This window comes from Bacillus sp. JK106 (genome assembly GCF_053663355.1).
The window spans coordinates 170,588-188,409 of the sequence record NZ_JBSJQC010000002.1; the positions used below are offsets into that span (position 1 = coordinate 170,588).

Below are 17,822 nucleotides of genomic sequence, written 5' to 3' on the forward strand. Positions count from 1 at the left end.
TGTGTCTTACCGCTATTTTATCATTAAGCCGCCTTTTCGGCTGCGCTGATTTGTTTTTTTCTGACTGCGGCGCTGACTGCAAACATGACGGCAATGTTCAGAACCAGCGCGATGATGCCTGTATTCATATCCTTAACGATCTGCGGAAGAAACGGAAAGAGGGTTCCGACGGTTGATTCGGTCAGCGTAATGAAGGCCACCGTTCCGACCCCGGCCGTTATGCCGGCAAAAGCGCCGTGGCTTGTGATGAAACGCCGCTTCGGCAGGCTGAATAAGAGGGCGGGGAAAAGCTGGGTGACAAGGCTGTAGCCCATTAAAAGCAAGGTGACGATGGTATTTCCGCCTTTCAGCGTAAAATATACGGATATCAGCGCGATGACGGGTACGGCGTATTTTGCGAGCCGTGAGACTTTTTCGTCAGTCGTGCCGGGCCGAATGGCTTTGTACACGTTTTTGGCGAACAGCGTGCTTGAGGCCATTAATATCATTGAACCGGGCACAAGCGCCGTCAGAATGCCCGCCGATCCGATCAGTCCGACAAACCAGGGATCAAAGGTTTTCACAGACAGCTTTAATAAGGCGAGATCCGTGTCCGCCCCTTTTAAACCGGGCACCTGCAGAATCGCCGCAAATCCGGTAAAGATGACAAACAGCAGGACGAGCTGATAAAGAGGCATGATGATCGCATTTTTCCGAAACACCCGCGGATGCTCCGCCGAATAGGAAGCGGCAAAGGTATGGGGCCACATATAAAAGCCGAGGGCGGTCAGCAAAACCGTTGAGCTGAACCAGGAAACGCTGTGTCCGGTTTCCGGCAGCGTGAGAAAACCGGGTTTTGCGGCGTCAATTTGTTTGAACATCTCCGTAAACCCGCCATAGTAATGAATGGGCAGATAAATGCCTAAATACAGGACGATGCCTAAAATCATGATATCTTTGACGACGGATATCCACGCTGAACCATGGATTCCTGAAATCATCACATAAATTGTGATGGAGACAGCGCCGATCCAGACAGCGGCGGAGGGCGGAATCTGTCCGTATGACGTTGCTGAAACAATTAATCCGAGCCCTTTCAGCTGCAGGACGAGATAGGGGATGAGGGATGCGATGCCGACGAGCGATACGAGAATGCCGAGGAGCGGGCTGTTGTATTTTGAAATGAAAAAATCTGATTGCGACATCAGTTTGTGTTGTTTGGCGTAAGTCCACACGGCTGGCAGAAGCCAATATGACAAAATGTAGGCAAGGCAGCCGTACGCGATAATATAAAAGGCCGGGCCTCCTTTTCCGTAAGCCCATCCGCTTCCGCCGAGGAATGTAAAGGTCGTGTATATTTCTCCCGCCATTAATAAAAAGACAAACATCGTGCCGAAGCCGCGTCCGCCCACCGTCCATTGTTCAAGGTCCATATGTTTTCCTTTTCGGGCCCGGATTCCGAGATATACACAAAACAGGAGCACGGCGGCCATTACGGGAAATGCTGCGTTCATTCCGTCTCACCCGCCTTGTTTTCTTTGTCCAATTTGTAAACGGCGGCCATCAGAACGGAAGTCAGCACCGCCCAGATGACGACATATGCGAGAATGAAAGGCATTCCGAAAACATAAGGCGTCACCCGGTTGGCAAATGGAATGCCGGCGAGAATTCCGAAAAAGGGCAGGGCGGCGAGAACATGAATCAGTTTCATAACATTCCTCCTTTTCATTGAAAACAGCGTGTCCCGATTATAAAGAAAATCATGTCGAATGTATAGTGTGAATAGTCTGAAATTTATCAGCTGAAAAGGAAAAGCAGTCCCGGCTGCTTTTTAAATGGTCGCAAGAGACAGGTAATATTCCAATAAGGCGGTTACCTGTTCCCGTATTCTCGGGTTGAAATAACGGTGTTTTTCTTCATAGCCGTTAATGGTGCATATATAAAGCGTAAATGCTTCGTCTCTTTCCGCTTCGTATATTTTAATTTTACGCTTTCTTAACTCTTTTCGAACATCACTCAAATCCTTTTGTGCTAATTTTAAAGAGCAGCTGATAAGCTGTTTATAGGGTTGTTTTAATTTGAACGGGCACGAATCAAGCGCTTCGAGGTCCCGGTTCAGGATGGCAGCCGCCATGGGCAGAAACAGCCCTTTTTCGATGAGATCGCGGGTGCCGCTCCGAATGTCAGGCATAAATACTCCTTCTTTCTTAAAAAAGAGAACATTTGTTCTTATTTTATACTCGCTTACACGATATTTCAAGTCGGAAAATCTCGTAAACATTTTCGTTTTTTGGAGATAATGTGTAGAATAAGGATAGACAAACTCGTTAAGGAGTATAAACGTTGGAGCAATTTTTATCATATTTGACTGAGGAACAGCTGACGGAATGGTTCCAAAGCTATAGAGCTTTCGGCCCGGCGGCTGCGGCTGTACTGCCTTTTATTGAAGCGTTTCTTCCGTTTTTGCCGCTCGTTGTATTTGTGGTGGCGAATACGAATGCATTTGGTTTGTGGGAAGGTTTTTTTCTGTCATGGCTCGGGTCTGCGTCAGGATCGATGCTGATGTTTTATGCCGTCCGCCGTTTCGGACAGAAGAGAGCTTTCGGTTTCATCCGCAGGCATCAGACCATAAGGCGGATGATGCTCTGGGTTGAGCGGCACGGTTTCGGTCCGCTGTTTATTTTACTTTGCTTCCCCTTTACGCCGTCCGCTGCGGTTCATATCGTTGCCGGTCTGTCACGGGTGGGAGCGCTGCAGTTTATATCAGCAGCCGCTATGGGGAAAATGGTTATGATCTTTATGATCAGTTTTATCGGGTATGATCTTCACGCACTCATTACACAGCCTTTCAGGATGGCGGGCGCCATAATGGTGATCGCGGTGCTGTGGTATGCCGGAAAGCATATCGAACGGCGTTTACAGACGAGAATCAGTCAGCATGAGAAAGACGGAGGGAGACAGGAATCTTGAAAAAACGATTTTGGTTTATAGCCGGCGTGCTTATCGTTGTTTTGGCCATACAATTAAAGAATGCCATTTTTATTGATTATAAAGTCGAAGGAATCAGCATGAATCCGACCTTTAAACAAGGAAATGAGCTGATGGTCAACAAGTTTTCCCATCGTTACAAAACGATCCGCCGTTTCGATATTGTTCTGTTTAAAGGCCCGCACCGCAAAGTGCTGATCAAACGTGTCATCGGGCTCCCCGGCGAGACAATCGCATACAGGGAGGATCAGCTGTATGTGAATGGAAAACGGGTGGCGGAACCGTTTTTAAAACCGTTAAAGTCATCATTGTCCGCCGGGAGCCATGTGACCGGTGATTATACGCTGAAGGAAACGACCGGGCGCAAAAGCATACCGAAGGGACAATACTTTGTTATTGGCGACAACCGCATATACAGCCTCGACAGCCGTCATTTCGGTCCGATTAAGGATAAAGACATTGTCGGAGTCATCAGTGAATCAGACGCCAAGTGAACGGCGTCTTTTTTTCGGAAATGATTGTCAAAAAGCAGAGGAAAGACTATAATGAAAATTGTTACGCGTGAAACAAAAAAGAAGGCGTTTATTTTTTAGTGGTTTTGTTACGTGTGAAACAAAAATACGAAAGAGGGCTGATGAAATGAAAACACAGGCTGCCATTATCGGGGGAGGTCCGGTCGGGCTGATGCTTGCATCAGAACTGGCGCTGGCCGGAGTGAAAACGACTGTCATTGAACGATTGAAGAAGACGGTGCCATATTCCAAAGCGCTTATCATGCATCCGCGCACACTTGAGCTTTTTGCCATGAGAGGCATATTGGAACGCTTTGCGGATCAAGGGACGAAGGTGTCTTCCGGCCATTTTTCCATGCTGGATACACGGCTGGATTTTTCTCGGCTGGATACGAAGCAGAATTATTCGTTAATGCTGCCTCAGGCAGAAACGGAGCGGATTTTGGAGGAGTATGCATCAAGTCTCGGCGCAAATATCATCCGCGGGGCGGAAGCGGTGGCTGTCACCCAGACGGATGACGGAGTGGAGACGGTGTTCCGGGACGAAAGCGGAATCCGCACTCTTCACAGCTTATATGCCGCGGGTACAGACGGAGCGGGGAGCATTGTCCGGAAACAGGCGGGCATCGCTTTTTCGGGCACTGATGCCGACTTAACAGGAACCCTTTGTGATGCCGCTTTGAAACATCCGCCCGAATCTTCCTTTTTTTCAACGTGCCGCCTGGAGGGATCGGTTGTGATTATCCCTCTTACGGACGGACTTTTCCGCGTCCTCATCGTTTCTCCGCACGTCCTGCAAAAGCGGAAGGAAGAGCCGGTCACCGAAAATGAGCTGAAAGAAGACCTGCGGCGGATATGCGGCACTGATTTCGGATTGAGTGATCCGGTATGGATGTCGCGGTTCGGCAATGCCGAGCGTCAGGCTGAGCAGTACCGCTCCGGCCGGGTTTTTGTGGCTGGGGATGCGGCGCACATTCATTTTCCCGCAGGCGGCCAAGGCCTGAATACGGGGCTTCAGGATGCCGTCAATCTCGGCTGGAAGCTGGCGGCGCAAATGAAGGGAAAAGCGGCGCCTCATCTTCTGGACAGCTATCATCAGGAAAGGCACAGCACAGGAAAAGAAGTGCTGCACAATATCAAAACGCAGATCAAGCTCATGGATTTTACCGAGTCGGGGATGGCATTAAGAGAAACGATGACCGCTTTGCTGGATTTTCAGGAGTCCAACCGTTTATTGGCGGGAAAAGTATCCGCGCTTGATCTGCATTATGAACCGGATGCGGAGCTGCCGCCGCATACCCTGAACGGAAAACGCCTGCCGGATATCGAACTGACCCTTCATGACGGGCGGCCGGCCCGGCTGTATGATTTTCTCCGCAAGGGCGGCTTTGTGCTTCTGTCATTAAGAGGGAGCATTCCCGCCGGTATTGATACGGAAAGCGTGGCAGCAGTCAGGGCGGAGCTTGCTGAAACACGTGCCGATTGGAACGACGTCCACACCGTTTTAATCCGGCCGGACGGCCATGCGGCATGGGCAGCCGGCGGCTCGGGACGTGAAGCGGAAGAAGCCGTTCTGGCCGGTTTGGAGAGATGGGGATTATTCATCTGATAACCTTTTTATGCGTCTGTGTGATTGTTTCTTGTGTAACAAAACGTTATAGTAAAAGAAACAATCAATACGGAAGGGTGACTCAGCAGTTGGACAGAAGACAGCCAGACCATGCAAAACACATGATTCTTGAAGGGCTGACAGATATTTTTCACGAGCAGGAGAGGTGCCAGGAGGATATCAGGGCGTCGTTGGCCGGACGGATGGATGAACTCCGTGAAGAAAATGGGAAAAAGTTACAATTGACCTTGACGGAAATTCACATTTTGTCGTGTATCGGAGATCATGAACCGATCAATGTCACGTCAATAGCGGAAAAAATGAAGACGACAAAGCCGACCGTGTCGAGAAGCTGCGCGAAGTTTTTGGAAGCCGGCTTCCTGCGCAGAACCCGGCTGAGCGACAATAAAAAAGAAGTCTATTTCCGGCTGACTCCTGCCGGGAAAGAGCTGCATTCCCTTCATCATGAATATCATGAATTGATAAAAAAGCGGCTCTTGGCGTTTTTAGACCGCTATACAGATGAAGAACTGTTATTTGCTGAACGGCTGTTCCGTGATCTTTCAGCAAACTGGCGGTCTGTAAATGGCGGCGGAGAGCTGTTCAAATAAAAAACACGCATATGGATGCGTGTTTTTTTATTCGGATCATGTTCCTCTTTCTGCCCGGCCTCTTTCGCCGTGTGCCCGTTTCAGCTGAGAAAGGTGGTGCAGCAGCCGATAGAAGGGCGGAAGCATGGCGATGACGAGAACGATCCGGATGACCTGAACCGCGACGACGAAAGTCGAGTCTTCGTGCAGGGTGATCGAAGTCGCCGCCATCTCGGCGATCCCGCCGGGAGAAAAGGCGAGAACAGATGTAATCATGGAGATGCCCGTTAATTTAGAAACTGCAACCGCGCTCAGAATCATAGCGGCGATTAATCCGACGGAAGAAATAAATCCGACGGTCAGCACTCTCGTCACGCCGGTGAACATGCTTTTGTACATTTTTGATCCGATTGTGGCGCCGAGAAAAATTTGTGACAGCTGGTTCGCTTCCGGCGGCCACCAGGCCAGCATGTCTTTGCCCGCCAAGGCGGACACGCCGATTTCCGCAGCAGCAACGCCGATCATGCTGCCGAGCAGCCAAGGGGCGGGAAATTTCAGCCGTTTTGCGCCTTTGCTTGCAAGCCAGGCAGCCAAAATAAATCCGGCCGTTAACAAGACGGGAATAAGGCCCGGATGTGAAGCTCCTGCCGAAACGGCTCCGGCTGATGTCTGAGCCGCACCGTTTTGTTTGGTAAATAAGAAAATGACGAGAAACGGTATTGTCATGACGACCAAAAGGACGCGCGTCAGCTGAATAAGGCTTACAATCGCGGTGTTTGCGCCGACTTCCTGGGCGATCCCGGGCATGGCGGATAAACCGCCCGGCGCCGTGCCTACAAAGCTTGTCATCATGTCCGTCCGGCTGAACCGAAAGAGCACATATCCGGAAACAAGCGCCATCACGATAGAGAAAATCAGCATGAAGCCTACCGGAAGCCAATGCTCCCGTAAAACCGACAGAACGGACAGGTTCAGTTTCTGGCCGAGTTCGATGCCGAGGATCATTTGTCCCGCCGCAAGCCATCTGCGGTGAATCCCTCTTCTGTCAGGCGCCATGAACAGCCAGCGGGGCCTCGTCATGGAGAGGATGCAGCCGGCGGCAAGCGTTCCGAGCATCCAGGCGATCGACATCCCTGTAAGCGAAAGAAGAAACCCCCCTGCCGCACTGATGAGAATAAACCAGATATCTGTAAGGAGATGTTTGTCTTTCTTCAATGAAAACCCTTCTTCCTGAAACATTCATATTAAATTGTTAAGCTCGTTAACCTTACTATTACTATAGTATAGATTTTGAGATAAATAAATAATGAATTATTTCTCATAATCCATTCATTTTTCTTATCACAAACATAAAAAAAGCTCCGGAGATGGGTGAGTGCACCCTACTCCGAAACCTCGCCCGCTTTTCCTTTCCACACAAGCGTCAATCCCAGACCGAGAAATAAAACCACACCTGCGAACAGAAATGGGAAGTGAATATTCATATCAAATAAAATACCGCCCAGAGCCGGGCCGAAAATGGTGCCCAAACTCGTGTATGTTGAGTTCATACCGGCAACAAACCCCTGCTGATTTCCTGCGATCTTCGATAGATAAGTAGTCAGTGCCGGGCGCAGTAAATCAAACGCAAGGAAAATGATGCAGGTGACAGCGAGCACGGGCAAAAACCCTGACATCACCGTAGAAACGAAAGCCAGCACAGCGCCGATGATCAGACAAAGCTGAATGACTTTTTTCTCCCCGAGGAAGTTGACAAGTCTGCCGAACGCGAGCACTTGAATGAGGACCGCCACAATGGAGCTGAACGTAATAATAATAGCGATATCCTTTGGCGTGAAGCCGAATTTATGGTTTGTAAATAAGCTGAATACCGTTTCGTACGCCGACAGCCCGAATGCCAAAACAAAGACGATGATAAAGGCGATCAAGTAGCTTGGGTGAATCGACTTTTTCAAATCTTTTAAGAAGGTTGATTCTTTGGCGCTTTCCATCTGCTTTGCGCGTTCTTCTTTAGTTAACGGCTCTTTCAGCATAAAGACAGAGGAAATCACTGCGATAAATGCAATTCCCGCCGCTAAGAAAAACGGCATACGAACGCCGTGATCGGCAATAAATCCTCCTATGCCGGGCCCGATGATAAACCCTGTGCTGATGGCGGCAGATACATAGCCCATCGCCTTCGATCTTTCCTGCACCGTCGTAATATCTGCGACATACGCTGTAACAGCGGGCATGATAAAAGCGGCACTGATGCCCCCCAGCACCCTTGCGAAATATAAAATGGAGACATGTGTGCCCAATCCGAAGGTCAGTTCGGATAATGCGAACAAAAACAGTCCGGCGAGAATCATGATTTTTCTGCCGAAGCGGTCAACCCATCTCCCCGCAATGGGGGATGCAATTAATTGCGCGACGGCGAAGGCAGCGACAAGGTATCCCATTGTGCTGCCCGTCAAGTGCATCACATTCATAAACAGCGGCATAACGGGAATGATCAATCCGATGCCTAAAAACGCAATAAATATGTTGCTTAATAAGATGATGAGTACAGCCTTTTGTTCTCTGATCGGTTTTTGCATGTTGTTTCTCCTTTGTCAGCTGTCATTCTGTTTATCAGCGTTGATCGACCCGTGAATAAACACGGAGATGGCTTCTTTTTGCAATTCGATTCTTTGCTGAATGGTATCGTTTTTATATAACACATCTAAACCGTAGAAGACGGATAGCAGGATTTTTACTTTTGATTCGACATGAGGAATGGACCAGCTGCCGTCTTGATTTCCCTCTTCTAAGATCTCTCTCATCACATCGTCATATTCAATATCAATTTTGTTGAGCCGCTTTACGACCTCCTCTGACGTAAACGCACTCGCATAAAACTCTTCACTTGCTCTCATAAGCGGGTAATTGATGCTCATCCGGCTCAGCAGCTCCGCAAAGCCCGTCAGCTTTTCGGCAGCATCTTTCAAATCGGATTCCATTTCCCTCCACGTCTCGATCATCACGCGGTGATCCTCTTCCATGATATGAAGAAACAGAAACTCTTTTCCTTTAAAATGGTGATATAGATTGCCTTTACTGATCTCGGCCGCCTCTAAAATATCCCGAATCGATGTTTCTGAATATCCTTTTTTTGCAAATAAGTCACGCGAAGCGGATACGAGCCTGTTCTTCGTCTTTTCGCTCTTTCCGGCACCGCCTTTTGTATTTGTCACTTCACACAGATCCTTTCCGCCTCGTTCATATCGTTGTCCCGGCAAAGCGGGGCTCGGTTCGTTTAAAACCGACCAGTTGGTTTATTTTATTATAAAGGGTTTTTGCTGACTATACAATGAAGAAGTTATCCATTGTTTAGTGGAAGTATAAAAACGGCTCGAAAAATAAACCCCATTCTCTCCTGTTGAAAGAACGGGGTTTGTCAGCCGTCTGAAGACTCCCGGCGGGGGAGCGTGATCTGCCTGAATCATTATTTTCCGGTATTTACCTCGGTGTAGCTTGTGTTCGGCGCGTTTGATAACGTTCCCCCTGTATGGTGGAAAGGAGAGTGGGCAGAGTGGGCAGAGTGGGCCATATCGTATAAAAACCAGACGGCATGACGCTGCTCGTCAAATGCCGTGCGGGCAAATAACCGTTTCGCTTCCGGATGCACCGCTCTATCGGATGCCTGCAAATAAAAATCATTCGTTTTCTGCTCATCATAAAACGCCGCCCTCAGTCCTTCTCTGTATGTGTGCGGACAATGCTCCGTCTGTTTCGGCGTCAACTGTTTTCCGGTAATTGACGTATACAGTGAAGAGAAAGCGTGCATGTGGCGCACTTCTTCCTCTCTGATATGTTCGATTCGTCTTCTGATTTCTGCGGTCGGCGCTTTTTCGGCTAATATTGAGTAGCAAATCACAGCGCTGTATTCACCGTTTATGGATTTTACCAGATCCTTTATAAGCACAGAATCGTCACTGCAGATGGCTGTATAATGAAAAAAATTCTCGTGCATTGGACTCACCCCCGGATGTTTATAGGGTATTATACGGCGGCAGCCCGTGACATGTGCGGATGTCATTCTTATTCTTATTCTTGATCCAGCGGCGATGTAATATGGTCGTCGTATGTGTCGACAAAAAGCCGGCCGTTGCTTCCGCGCACAGCGTATACGACGTCTTCCGGTTTGAGGTTTCTCTTGTCCAATTCTTCTCTCAGCCATTTTTCCGATACGTGGTTTTCTTCCAGATTTTTCATCACCAGCCGGCCGTCCATAATCAGCTCAACGGCAAAGTTCTTTTCATGTCCGGCAAAGATGCCGAGATCCTGTCTTGTAACGGGCGCAAATTCCGGTTTGACCTCCACTGACATGCTGCCGTTTGTTTCAATGATGGCAGTCTGAACCTGAGAAATGTCAAATACATCATTTTCACGAAGCTGCTGGTTCAAGTAGTCGAGGGTATAGCGCATCGTTTTCATATTATGCTCAAGTATTTTTCCGTTTTGAATGATAATGGTCGGTTTGCCCGCAAAGAAACCCCTGGCGGTTCTGTTTTTCATAGAAAGATATGCGACGAGATAAATAATGACCACGAAAATCGTGTAAGCACTGACAGTAAAATGAATCGGCAGTTTTGTATTAAACGACAGATTTGCCGTGATGGCGCCGAGGGAGATGGCCGCAATGAAATCAAAAAGCGTCATCTGTGAAATGGTTTGTTTTCCGAGTATACGGGCGCCGATAAACAGAATGCTGAACGACAGAATCGTTCGCACAATCACTTCGAGATATTCTGACATCATATTTAATCCTTTTTTTCTTTAATTTGGTCAAAAACGATATATTTTAAAACAGTCATCCCGTTTTTACCAGCAGATGAGATTGGTCATTTTCGTCAACTTTCGATAAAATGTAGAAAGATAAAAAGAGAGGGGTCTTCTAATTTGGGTGTTGAGTTTTTAGTAGGCAGATCGGGGAGTGGGAAAACGAGGCTGATTATCGACAGCATTCAAGATGAACTGCGCCGGGAGCCGTTCGGGAAACCGATCATTTTTCTAGTCCCGGATCAAATGACGTTTTTAATGGAATATGAGCTTGCTAAAACGCCGGATATCGGCGGCATGATACGCGCTCAAGTGTTCAGTTTTTCGCGTTTGGCGTGGCGCGTGCTTCAGCATACCGGGGGCATGAACCGCCCGTTTGTGACGACGACGGGTGTGCAGATGCTTTTAAGGAAACTGATTGAAGAACATAAGCACGAGTTTAAAGTGTATCAAAAAGCGAGTGACAAAGCTGGATTCACTGAGCAGGTGGAACGGATGCTGACAGAGTTTAAGCGGTACTGTATTGAGCCTGAAGACGTCCGCCGTATGGCGGAAAGCGGAACGGCGTCAGAATATCGCGGAGAGCGGATGCTGTCTGAAAAACTTCATGATTTAGGGATTTTATATCAGCAGATGGAAAGAAGCCTCGCCGGACACTATTTGCATTCAGAGGACTATTTGACGCTGCTCGCTCAGCAGATTCCTTTGGCGGACGTTGTAAAAGGCGCCCGTGTTTACGTCGACGGATTCTATCAATTTACGCCGCAGGAATTAAGGGTGCTGGAGCAGCTGATCATGCATGCTGAACATGTCACATTCTCGCTGACGGCGGACAGCCCTTCGGCGGAACAGGCACCGGATGAGCTCGATCTGTTCAGAATGACGGGAAGCACATACTATAAGCTTTATCAGACGGCAAAGGAATTGAATGCCGATATTTCCTGCAAGGAACTGCATGGCACGAAGCGGCATCTGCATGTGCCGGAGCTTGCCTGTATAGAGTCGCAGTACGATGTGCGTCCCGCCGCGGCGTATACCGGCGGACAGGAAGCTTTTACCGTCATGCAGGCGCAAAACAGAAGAGCTGAGCTCGAAGGTATTGCCCGGGAAATTCAATCGCTTGTCCGGGACGGAGGATACCGGTACAAAGATATGGCGATTCTCATCCGCCAGCCGGAAGATTATAAAGATTTGCTGAAGGAAGTGTTTGCCGATTACGGGCTTCCTTATTTTATTGACGGAAAAGCTTCTATGCAGCATCACCCGCTTATTGAATTCATCCGTTCAAGCCTGGATGTCGTGAAGGGGAACTGGAGATATGAAGCGGTGTTCCGCTGTGCGAAAACCGAACTGTTATTCCCGCTTGATCAGCCGGAGCAGAACATAAGAGAGCAGGTTGATCAGCTTGAAAATTACTGTATCGCCTACGGCATTAAAGGGGAGCGCTGGACGAACGGCGAGCGGTTTGTATACAGGCGCTTCGTATCGCTCGATGAGGATTTCGCGCAGACGGATCAGGAAATCGAGATGGAACACATGCTGAATGAGACGAGAGAGTGGATAGCTGCACCCCTTGTCCGGCTGCAGAACCGGATGAAAAAAGCGAAAACTGTTCAAAGTATGGCGGAGGCTCTTTATCTCTTTTTGGAAGATACCGATGTTCCCCTGAAGCTGGACCGTAAAAGGCAGCGGGCCGAAGAGGCCGGAAACATGATCGAAGCGCAGCAGCACGGCCAGGCGTGGGATGCCGTTATCCAGCTTCTCGATGAGTTTGCCGGCATGATGGGTGAAGATGAAATATCTTTGGCGCTGTTCCAGCAAATGCTTGAAACGGGAACGGAATCGCTTCATTTTTCTTTAATTCCTCCTGCGCTTGACCAAGTATTTGTAGGGAATATGGATCTCTCAAGAATGTACGGCACGTCCTGCACATTCGTCATCGGGGCCAATGACGGCGTTCTTCCGGCGCGCCCGGATGAAAACGGCGTGCTGTCTGATGATGACCGGGAGTGGCTGAAAGCGGTCGGAGTGGAGCTGTCTTCCGCGGGGCGTGAGCGGCTGCTTGATGAGCATTTTCTCATCTATATGGCGCTGTCGAGTCCGTCTGACCGTCTTTATGTGTCATACCCGATTGCTGATGCGGAAGGAAAAACGCTCCTGCCGTCAATCGTTGTAAACAGGCTTGGCGAGCTGTTTCCCGATCATCAGGAAAAGCTGTCAGCGGCTGATCCCGAGCAGGTAAGCGAAGAAGAGCAGCTTCAGTATCTCGTCAATAAACAGGTGGCTCAGACGTATACGGCAAGTCAGCTCAGGCTGTGGACAAGAGAGTACGAGATCAGTGACGTATGGTGGAGCGCATACAATGTGCTGATGAAAGAGTCTGATCACCGGCGTGCGAAAAAGCTGTTTTCAAGCCTGTTTTTCCGAAATGAGGCGAAGCGTCTTGAACGGCCTGTTTCGCGCCAGCTTTACGGCGAGCATATTAAAGGAAGCGTCTCCCGGATGGAGGCGTTTAATGCCTGCCAGTTTTCTCATTTTGCATCTCACGGGCTGCAATTAAAAGAGCGGCAGTTTTTCAAGCTGGAAGCGCCGGATATCGGCCAGCTGTTTCACTCCAGTCTGAAGCTGATTTCAGACCGGCTTCGTGAGCAGAAGTTGGAATGGCGCGATCTGACGAAAGATCAGTGCCGGCATTTCTCCTATGAAGCGGTGGAACGGCTTGCGCCAAAGCTGCAAAAAGAGATTCTGCTCAGCTCAAACAGACACTTTTATGTGAAGGAAAAACTGCAGAAGATCGTCACGCGTGTTTCTGGCATATTAAGCGAGCATGCGAAGGCGAGCGGTTTCGTCCCGGTCGGTCTTGAACTCGGTTTCGGCGGAAGCGGACCGCTGCCTCCGCTCACTTTCACGCTGAAAAACGGCTGTACGATGGAACTCGTCGGACGGATCGACCGCGTGGATAAAGCGGAAAGTTCAAAAGGCCTGCTGCTGAGAATCGTTGATTATAAATCAAGCGACAGGGGGCTTGATCTGGCTGAGGTGTATTACGGGCTCGCTCTGCAAATGCTCACATATCTTGACTTATCGATTACACATTCTGCGGATTGGCTCGGCATGAAAGCGACCCCGGCAGGCGTTTTGTATTTCCATATCCATGATCCGATGATTCAGGCCAGTCTGCCGATGGGGCTTGATGAAATCGAGCAGGAAATTTTCAAGAAATTTAAAATGAAAGGCCTTCTCCTCGGTGACCGGGAGGCGATCAGCCTGATGGACACGACTTTGGAGGAAGGGCGTTCAAATATCGTCAATGCCGGTTTGAAAAAGGACGGGTCTTTAAGATCCGACTCAGCCGCGGTCAGCGAACAGGATTTTCATCTGCTGACAGACCATGTGCGGCGGACATTTGAACAGGCGGGCGAAGCGATAACGGACGGGCTTGTGTCCATTACCCCGTATAAGCTGAAAGATAAGACGCCTTGTACGTACTGTGCGTTTAAATCGGTGTGCCAGTTTGATGAGTCGCTTAAGGAAAATGAATACCGCAGCCTGAAAGCGGAAAAAGACGGCACCATACTGGATTGGCTGAAAAAGGAGGCAGATGATGATGCAAATTCCTAAACCGAAAGACAGCATATGGACGGATGACCAATGGAGCGCAATCGTTTCTTCCGGCCGCGATATTCTTGTCGCTGCCGCAGCCGGATCAGGTAAAACGGCCGTGCTCGTGGAACGGATGATCAGAAAGATAACCGCGGAGGAAGATCCGGTTGATGTTGACAGGCTCCTTGTGGTGACCTTTACAAACGCCTCAGCAGCGGAGATGAAGCATCGGATCGCGGAAGCATTAGAAAAAGAGCTCGCCAAAAATCCGGGATCTCTGCATATCAGACGGCAGCTCTCTCTATTAAATCGCGCGAGCATTTCGACGCTTCACTCTTTCTGTCTGCAAGTGCTTAAAAAATATTATTATATGATTGATCTTGACCCCGGTTTTCGGATGGCTGACCAGACGGAAGGCGAATTGCTCGGAGACGAAGTGCTTGATGAGCTCTTTGAAGATGAATACGCAAAAGGGAATCAGGCGTTTTTTGAGCTTGCGGACAGATATACGACAGACAGGCATGATCTGGATCTTCAAGACCTTGTCAAACGGGTGTACGAGTATTCCCGGTCGCATCCTGACCCGGAAGCGTGGCTGCAGAGCTTTGTCCGCCTGTATGACGTGACGGAAGAAAGCAAAATGGAAGAGCTTCCGTTTTACCAGTATGTGAGAGAAGATGCGGAAATGGCGCTCTTCGGGGCAAAACAAAAGCTTGAGAAGGCGCTTGAACTGACAAAAGCGCCCGGCGGGCCGGCCCCGCGCGCTGATCATTTTCTGGATGACCTTCAGCAGATAGAAGAGCTGATCAGCTGCCGGCATGACTTCGATGCGCTGTATGAACGGGTTCCCGCAGTCTCATTTAAGCGGGCGAAGCCGGTAAAGGGTGATGAATTTGACAAAGCGCTTTTGGACGAAGCGACCGATTTGCGAAACGGCGCGAAGAAACTGATCGAAAAGTTAAAGACCGATTACTTTACAAGAAGTCCGCAAGATCACTTGAAGAGTTTAACAGATATGAAGCCTGTCATCGAAACGCTCGTTCAGCTCGTGATATCGTACGGAAAACGATTTGAAGCGGCGAAACAAGAAAAATCAATTATTGATTTCTCAGATTTGGAACATTACTGCCTGGCAATTTTAACTGCAGTTGATGAAGAAGGCCGGCGGGTGCCGAGCGAAGCGGCCGTTTATTATCAAGACCAGTTTCATGAAGTTCTGGTTGATGAATATCAAGATACCAATCTTGTGCAGGAGTCTATCCTGCAGCTTGTGAAAAGCGGGGATGAACAGGCGGGAAATCTGTTTATGGTAGGCGACGTCAAACAATCGATCTACCGTTTCAGACTTGCTGAGCCGCTGCTGTTTCTCGGGAAATATAAAAGGTTCACAGAAAGCGGGGAAGGCGCGGGGCAGAAAATTGACCTGAACCAAAATTTCCGCAGCCGTTCCGATATTTTGGACAGTACGAATTTCTTGTTTAAGCAGCTGATGGGCGGAAAAATCGGCGAAGTGGACTACGATGAACAGGCGGCATTGAAGCTCGGCGCATCGTATCCGCCGAATGACGCGGCAAAAACGGAACTGCTGCTGATTGACAGCGCTGATGACGCAAGCAGCTCCGAGGATGCCGAAGACTTTGAAACCGTGCATTGGGAAGCGAAAGCGATAGCCGGGGAGATCCGAAAGCTTGTCTCATCTCCGTTTAAGGTCTATGACGGGAAAACAAAAACACACCGGAATATCCAGTACCGGGATATCGTGATTTTGCTGCGCTCCATGCCGTGGGCGCCGCAATTAATGGAAGAGCTGAAAAACCAGGGCATTCCGGTGTACGCCAATTTGACGTCGGGTTACTTTGAAGCCGTGGAGGTGGCTGCGGCGCTTTCAGTCTTGAAGGTGATTGATAATCCGTATCAGGATATTCCGCTTGCTTCCGTGCTGCGCTCGCCCATCGTCGGCTGTGACGAAAATGAACTTGCGCTGATACGCCTTGAAAAGAAAAAAGCGCCGTTTTATGAAGCGCTGAAAGCATATATAGCGAACGGTGACAGGCATGATGAACTGTATCAAAAACTGAGAACCTTTTATGACAGTCTGCAAAAGTGGCGGTCATTTTCGACGAATCATTCGGTGTCTGAGCTGATTTGGGAAGTATACCGCGATACCGGATATTTTGACTATGCAGGCGGCATGCCCGGCGGAAAGCAGCGCCAGGCCAATCTGCGCGTCTTGTATGACCGGGCGCGCTCGTACGAAGCGACGGCGTTCCGCGGGTTATTCCGCTTTTTGCGGTTTATTGAACGGATGCAGGAGCGCGGCGATGATCTGGGGACCGCCCGTGCGCTCAGCGAGCAGGAGGATGTCGTTCGGCTGATGACGATCCACAGCAGCAAAGGACTTGAATTTCCCGTCGTTTTCACCGCCGGACTCGGCAGAAGTTTTAATATGATGGATCTCAACAAATCATACCTGCTTGATAAAGAGCTCGGTTTCGGCACGAAGTATATTCATCCGGAACTCAGAATCAGCTATCCGACTCTTCCGCTTGTGGCGATGAAGAAAAAGATGCGCAGAGAGCTCTTATCCGAAGAATTGCGCGTATTGTATGTGGCGCTGACCAGAGCGAAGGAAAAGCTGTTTCTCGTCGGTTCCTGCAAAAACCGGGAAAAACAGCTGGCCAAATGGCAGGCCCAAGCAGACCGGGCTGATTGGCTTCTTTCTGAATTCGACCGCTATCAGGCGTCATCTTATTTGGACTTTATCGGGCCGGCGCTCATCCGCCACCGTGACATGGAGGCGCACAGGACGCCGGGACTTTCTTCGACTGAGGATATCTTGCGCGACCCGTCGCGTTTTCACATCCGGATGCTTCAGCAAAGTGAATTGCTGGAAGAGAATCCAAAAGAACGTGCTGAAGAAAAGAGCAAACGTCTCAAAGCGATACAGCAGGGCGAGCCGATTCCTGGTTCGTTTTCATTTGATGATGAGGCGCGCCGTCTGCTTGAATGGGAATATCCGTACCGAGAGCTGACGGCTATCAGAACGAAGCAGTCAGTTTCTGAGCTGAAGAGAAAGCAAGAATACGAAGATGAATACAGCGGCCGCTCTCTCATCAAACCGTCAGGAGACACGCTTTTATACAGGCGTCCCGGTTTTATGATGAAAAAAGGGCTGACAGCCGCCGAAAAAGGGACGGCGATGCATACGGTGATGCAGCACATACCGCTGACGCACGTTCCGACTGCCGAAGAGGCAGAGCGGACGGTCCGGATGCTTTACGAAAAAGAGCTGCTGACAGAAGAGCAGCAGGAAGCCATTGATATAGAAGAAATTGTTCAGTTTTTCGGAACTGAAATCAGTAAAGACCTTCTCGGAGCGCTGCGGATTGACCGGGAAGTGCCGTTCAGTATGGCGCTTCCGGCCGGCGAGGTGTACAAGGATGCCGAAACGGCCGGTGAACCGCTGCTCGTGCAAGGGATTATTGACTGCCTCTACGAAACTGCGGACGGTCTCTATTTGCTGGACTATAAAACAGATCGGATAGAGGGGAAATTCCGGAACGGATTTGAAGGCGCGGCTCCGATTCTGCAAAAAAGATATGAAACACAAATCGAATTGTATACAAAAGCGGTTGAACAAATTACAAAAACGAAAGTAAAAGGGCGTGCGCTCTATTTCTTCGATGGAGGTCACGTTCTTACACTGTAACAAGATCCGAAGCTCCTTTTTGGAGCGGA

Annotated in this window: 14 protein-coding genes; 6 read left to right on the plus strand and 8 right to left on the minus strand. The window is 49.3% G+C overall.

Annotation, left to right across the window (positions count from 1 at the left end; genetic code table 11):
- Positions 1-23: 23 nt before the first annotated feature.
- The 3 genes from ACWJJS_RS06390 to ACWJJS_RS06400 all read right to left on the minus strand — a co-directional run bounded on the left by ACWJJS_RS06390 (position 24) and on the right by ACWJJS_RS06400 (position 2,170).
- On the minus strand, positions 24-1,493 hold the full coding sequence (locus ACWJJS_RS06390) for a sodium:solute symporter family protein (RefSeq protein WP_102421700.1): 1,470 nt from the start codon (positions 1,491-1,493) through the stop codon (positions 24-26).
- On the minus strand, positions 1,490-1,690 hold the full coding sequence (locus ACWJJS_RS06395) for a DUF3311 domain-containing protein (protein WP_003155162.1): 201 nt from the start codon (positions 1,688-1,690) through the stop codon (positions 1,490-1,492). Before ACWJJS_RS06395 ends, ACWJJS_RS06390 begins: the two co-directional genes overlap by 4 nt.
- A gap of 120 nt (positions 1,691-1,810) precedes the next feature.
- Entirely contained in the window at positions 1,811-2,170 is a 360-nt protein-coding gene (locus ACWJJS_RS06400; protein ID WP_012117241.1) for a hypothetical protein, read from the minus strand.
- A 152-nt stretch (positions 2,171-2,322) separates the two neighbouring features.
- On the opposite strand from ACWJJS_RS06400, the gene ACWJJS_RS06405 reads away from it, so the two are divergent.
- The 4 genes from ACWJJS_RS06405 (at position 2,323) to ACWJJS_RS06420 (ending at position 5,699) form a co-directional block, all read left to right on the plus strand.
- The gene (locus ACWJJS_RS06405; protein WP_003155159.1) at positions 2,323-2,949 is read left to right on the plus strand and encodes a TVP38/TMEM64 family protein; all 627 of its coding nucleotides are present in this window, start codon (positions 2,323-2,325) and stop codon (positions 2,947-2,949) included.
- Positions 2,946-3,461 carry a signal peptidase I gene (lepB, locus tag ACWJJS_RS06410; protein ID WP_077722026.1) on the plus strand — a complete coding sequence of 172 codons (516 nt, stop codon included), beginning with the start codon at positions 2,946-2,948 and terminating at the stop codon, positions 3,459-3,461. The genes ACWJJS_RS06405 and lepB overlap by 4 nt, the downstream gene beginning before the upstream one ends.
- A 145-nt stretch (positions 3,462-3,606) precedes the next feature.
- Positions 3,607-5,088: a monooxygenase gene (locus tag ACWJJS_RS06415; RefSeq protein WP_454023418.1), complete on the plus strand. Its 1,482-nt coding sequence runs from the start codon at positions 3,607-3,609 to the stop codon at positions 5,086-5,088.
- Between the two features lie 89 nt (positions 5,089-5,177).
- Positions 5,178-5,699 carry a MarR family transcriptional regulator gene (locus tag ACWJJS_RS06420; protein WP_012117244.1) on the plus strand — a complete coding sequence of 174 codons (522 nt, stop codon included), beginning with the start codon at positions 5,178-5,180 and terminating at the stop codon, positions 5,697-5,699.
- A 36-nt stretch (positions 5,700-5,735) separates the two neighbouring features.
- Here ACWJJS_RS06420 and ACWJJS_RS06425 read toward each other — a convergent pair whose 3' ends face one another.
- The 5 genes from ACWJJS_RS06425 to ACWJJS_RS06445 all read right to left on the minus strand — a co-directional run bounded on the left by ACWJJS_RS06425 (position 5,736) and on the right by ACWJJS_RS06445 (position 10,460).
- A complete protein-coding gene (locus tag ACWJJS_RS06425) occupies positions 5,736-6,893 on the minus strand; it encodes an AbrB family transcriptional regulator (RefSeq protein ID WP_014304750.1) in 1,158 nt (385 codons plus the stop codon).
- A gap of 167 nt (positions 6,894-7,060) precedes the next feature.
- Positions 7,061-8,257: an MFS transporter gene (locus ACWJJS_RS06430; protein WP_454023419.1), complete on the minus strand. Its 1,197-nt coding sequence runs from the start codon at positions 8,255-8,257 to the stop codon at positions 7,061-7,063.
- 15 nt (positions 8,258-8,272) lie between these two features.
- Positions 8,273-8,893, minus strand: coding sequence for a TetR/AcrR family transcriptional regulator (locus ACWJJS_RS06435; protein ID WP_070081597.1), 621 nt, complete (start codon positions 8,891-8,893; stop codon positions 8,273-8,275).
- Positions 8,894-9,144: 251 nt separating this feature from the next.
- On the minus strand, positions 9,145-9,672 hold the full coding sequence (locus tag ACWJJS_RS06440; protein ID WP_168237127.1) for a ferritin-like domain-containing protein: 528 nt from the start codon (positions 9,670-9,672) through the stop codon (positions 9,145-9,147).
- Positions 9,673-9,746: 74 nt separating this feature from the next.
- Positions 9,747-10,460 (minus strand): DUF421 domain-containing protein, encoded by a 714-nt coding sequence (locus tag ACWJJS_RS06445; protein WP_077722028.1) that lies wholly within the window; start codon positions 10,458-10,460, stop codon positions 9,747-9,749.
- A gap of 141 nt (positions 10,461-10,601) precedes the next feature.
- On the opposite strand from ACWJJS_RS06445, the gene addB reads away from it, so the two are divergent.
- Complete coding sequence (gene addB / locus ACWJJS_RS06450; RefSeq protein ID WP_454023420.1) at positions 10,602-14,102, plus strand: helicase-exonuclease AddAB subunit AddB; 3,501 nt, start codon at positions 10,602-10,604, stop codon at positions 14,100-14,102.
- The gene (gene addA, locus ACWJJS_RS06455) at positions 14,089-17,793 is read left to right on the plus strand and encodes a helicase-exonuclease AddAB subunit AddA (protein WP_454023547.1); all 3,705 of its coding nucleotides are present in this window, start codon (positions 14,089-14,091) and stop codon (positions 17,791-17,793) included. Before addB ends, addA begins: the two co-directional genes overlap by 14 nt.
- The last annotated feature ends 29 nt before the right edge of the window (positions 17,794-17,822 follow it).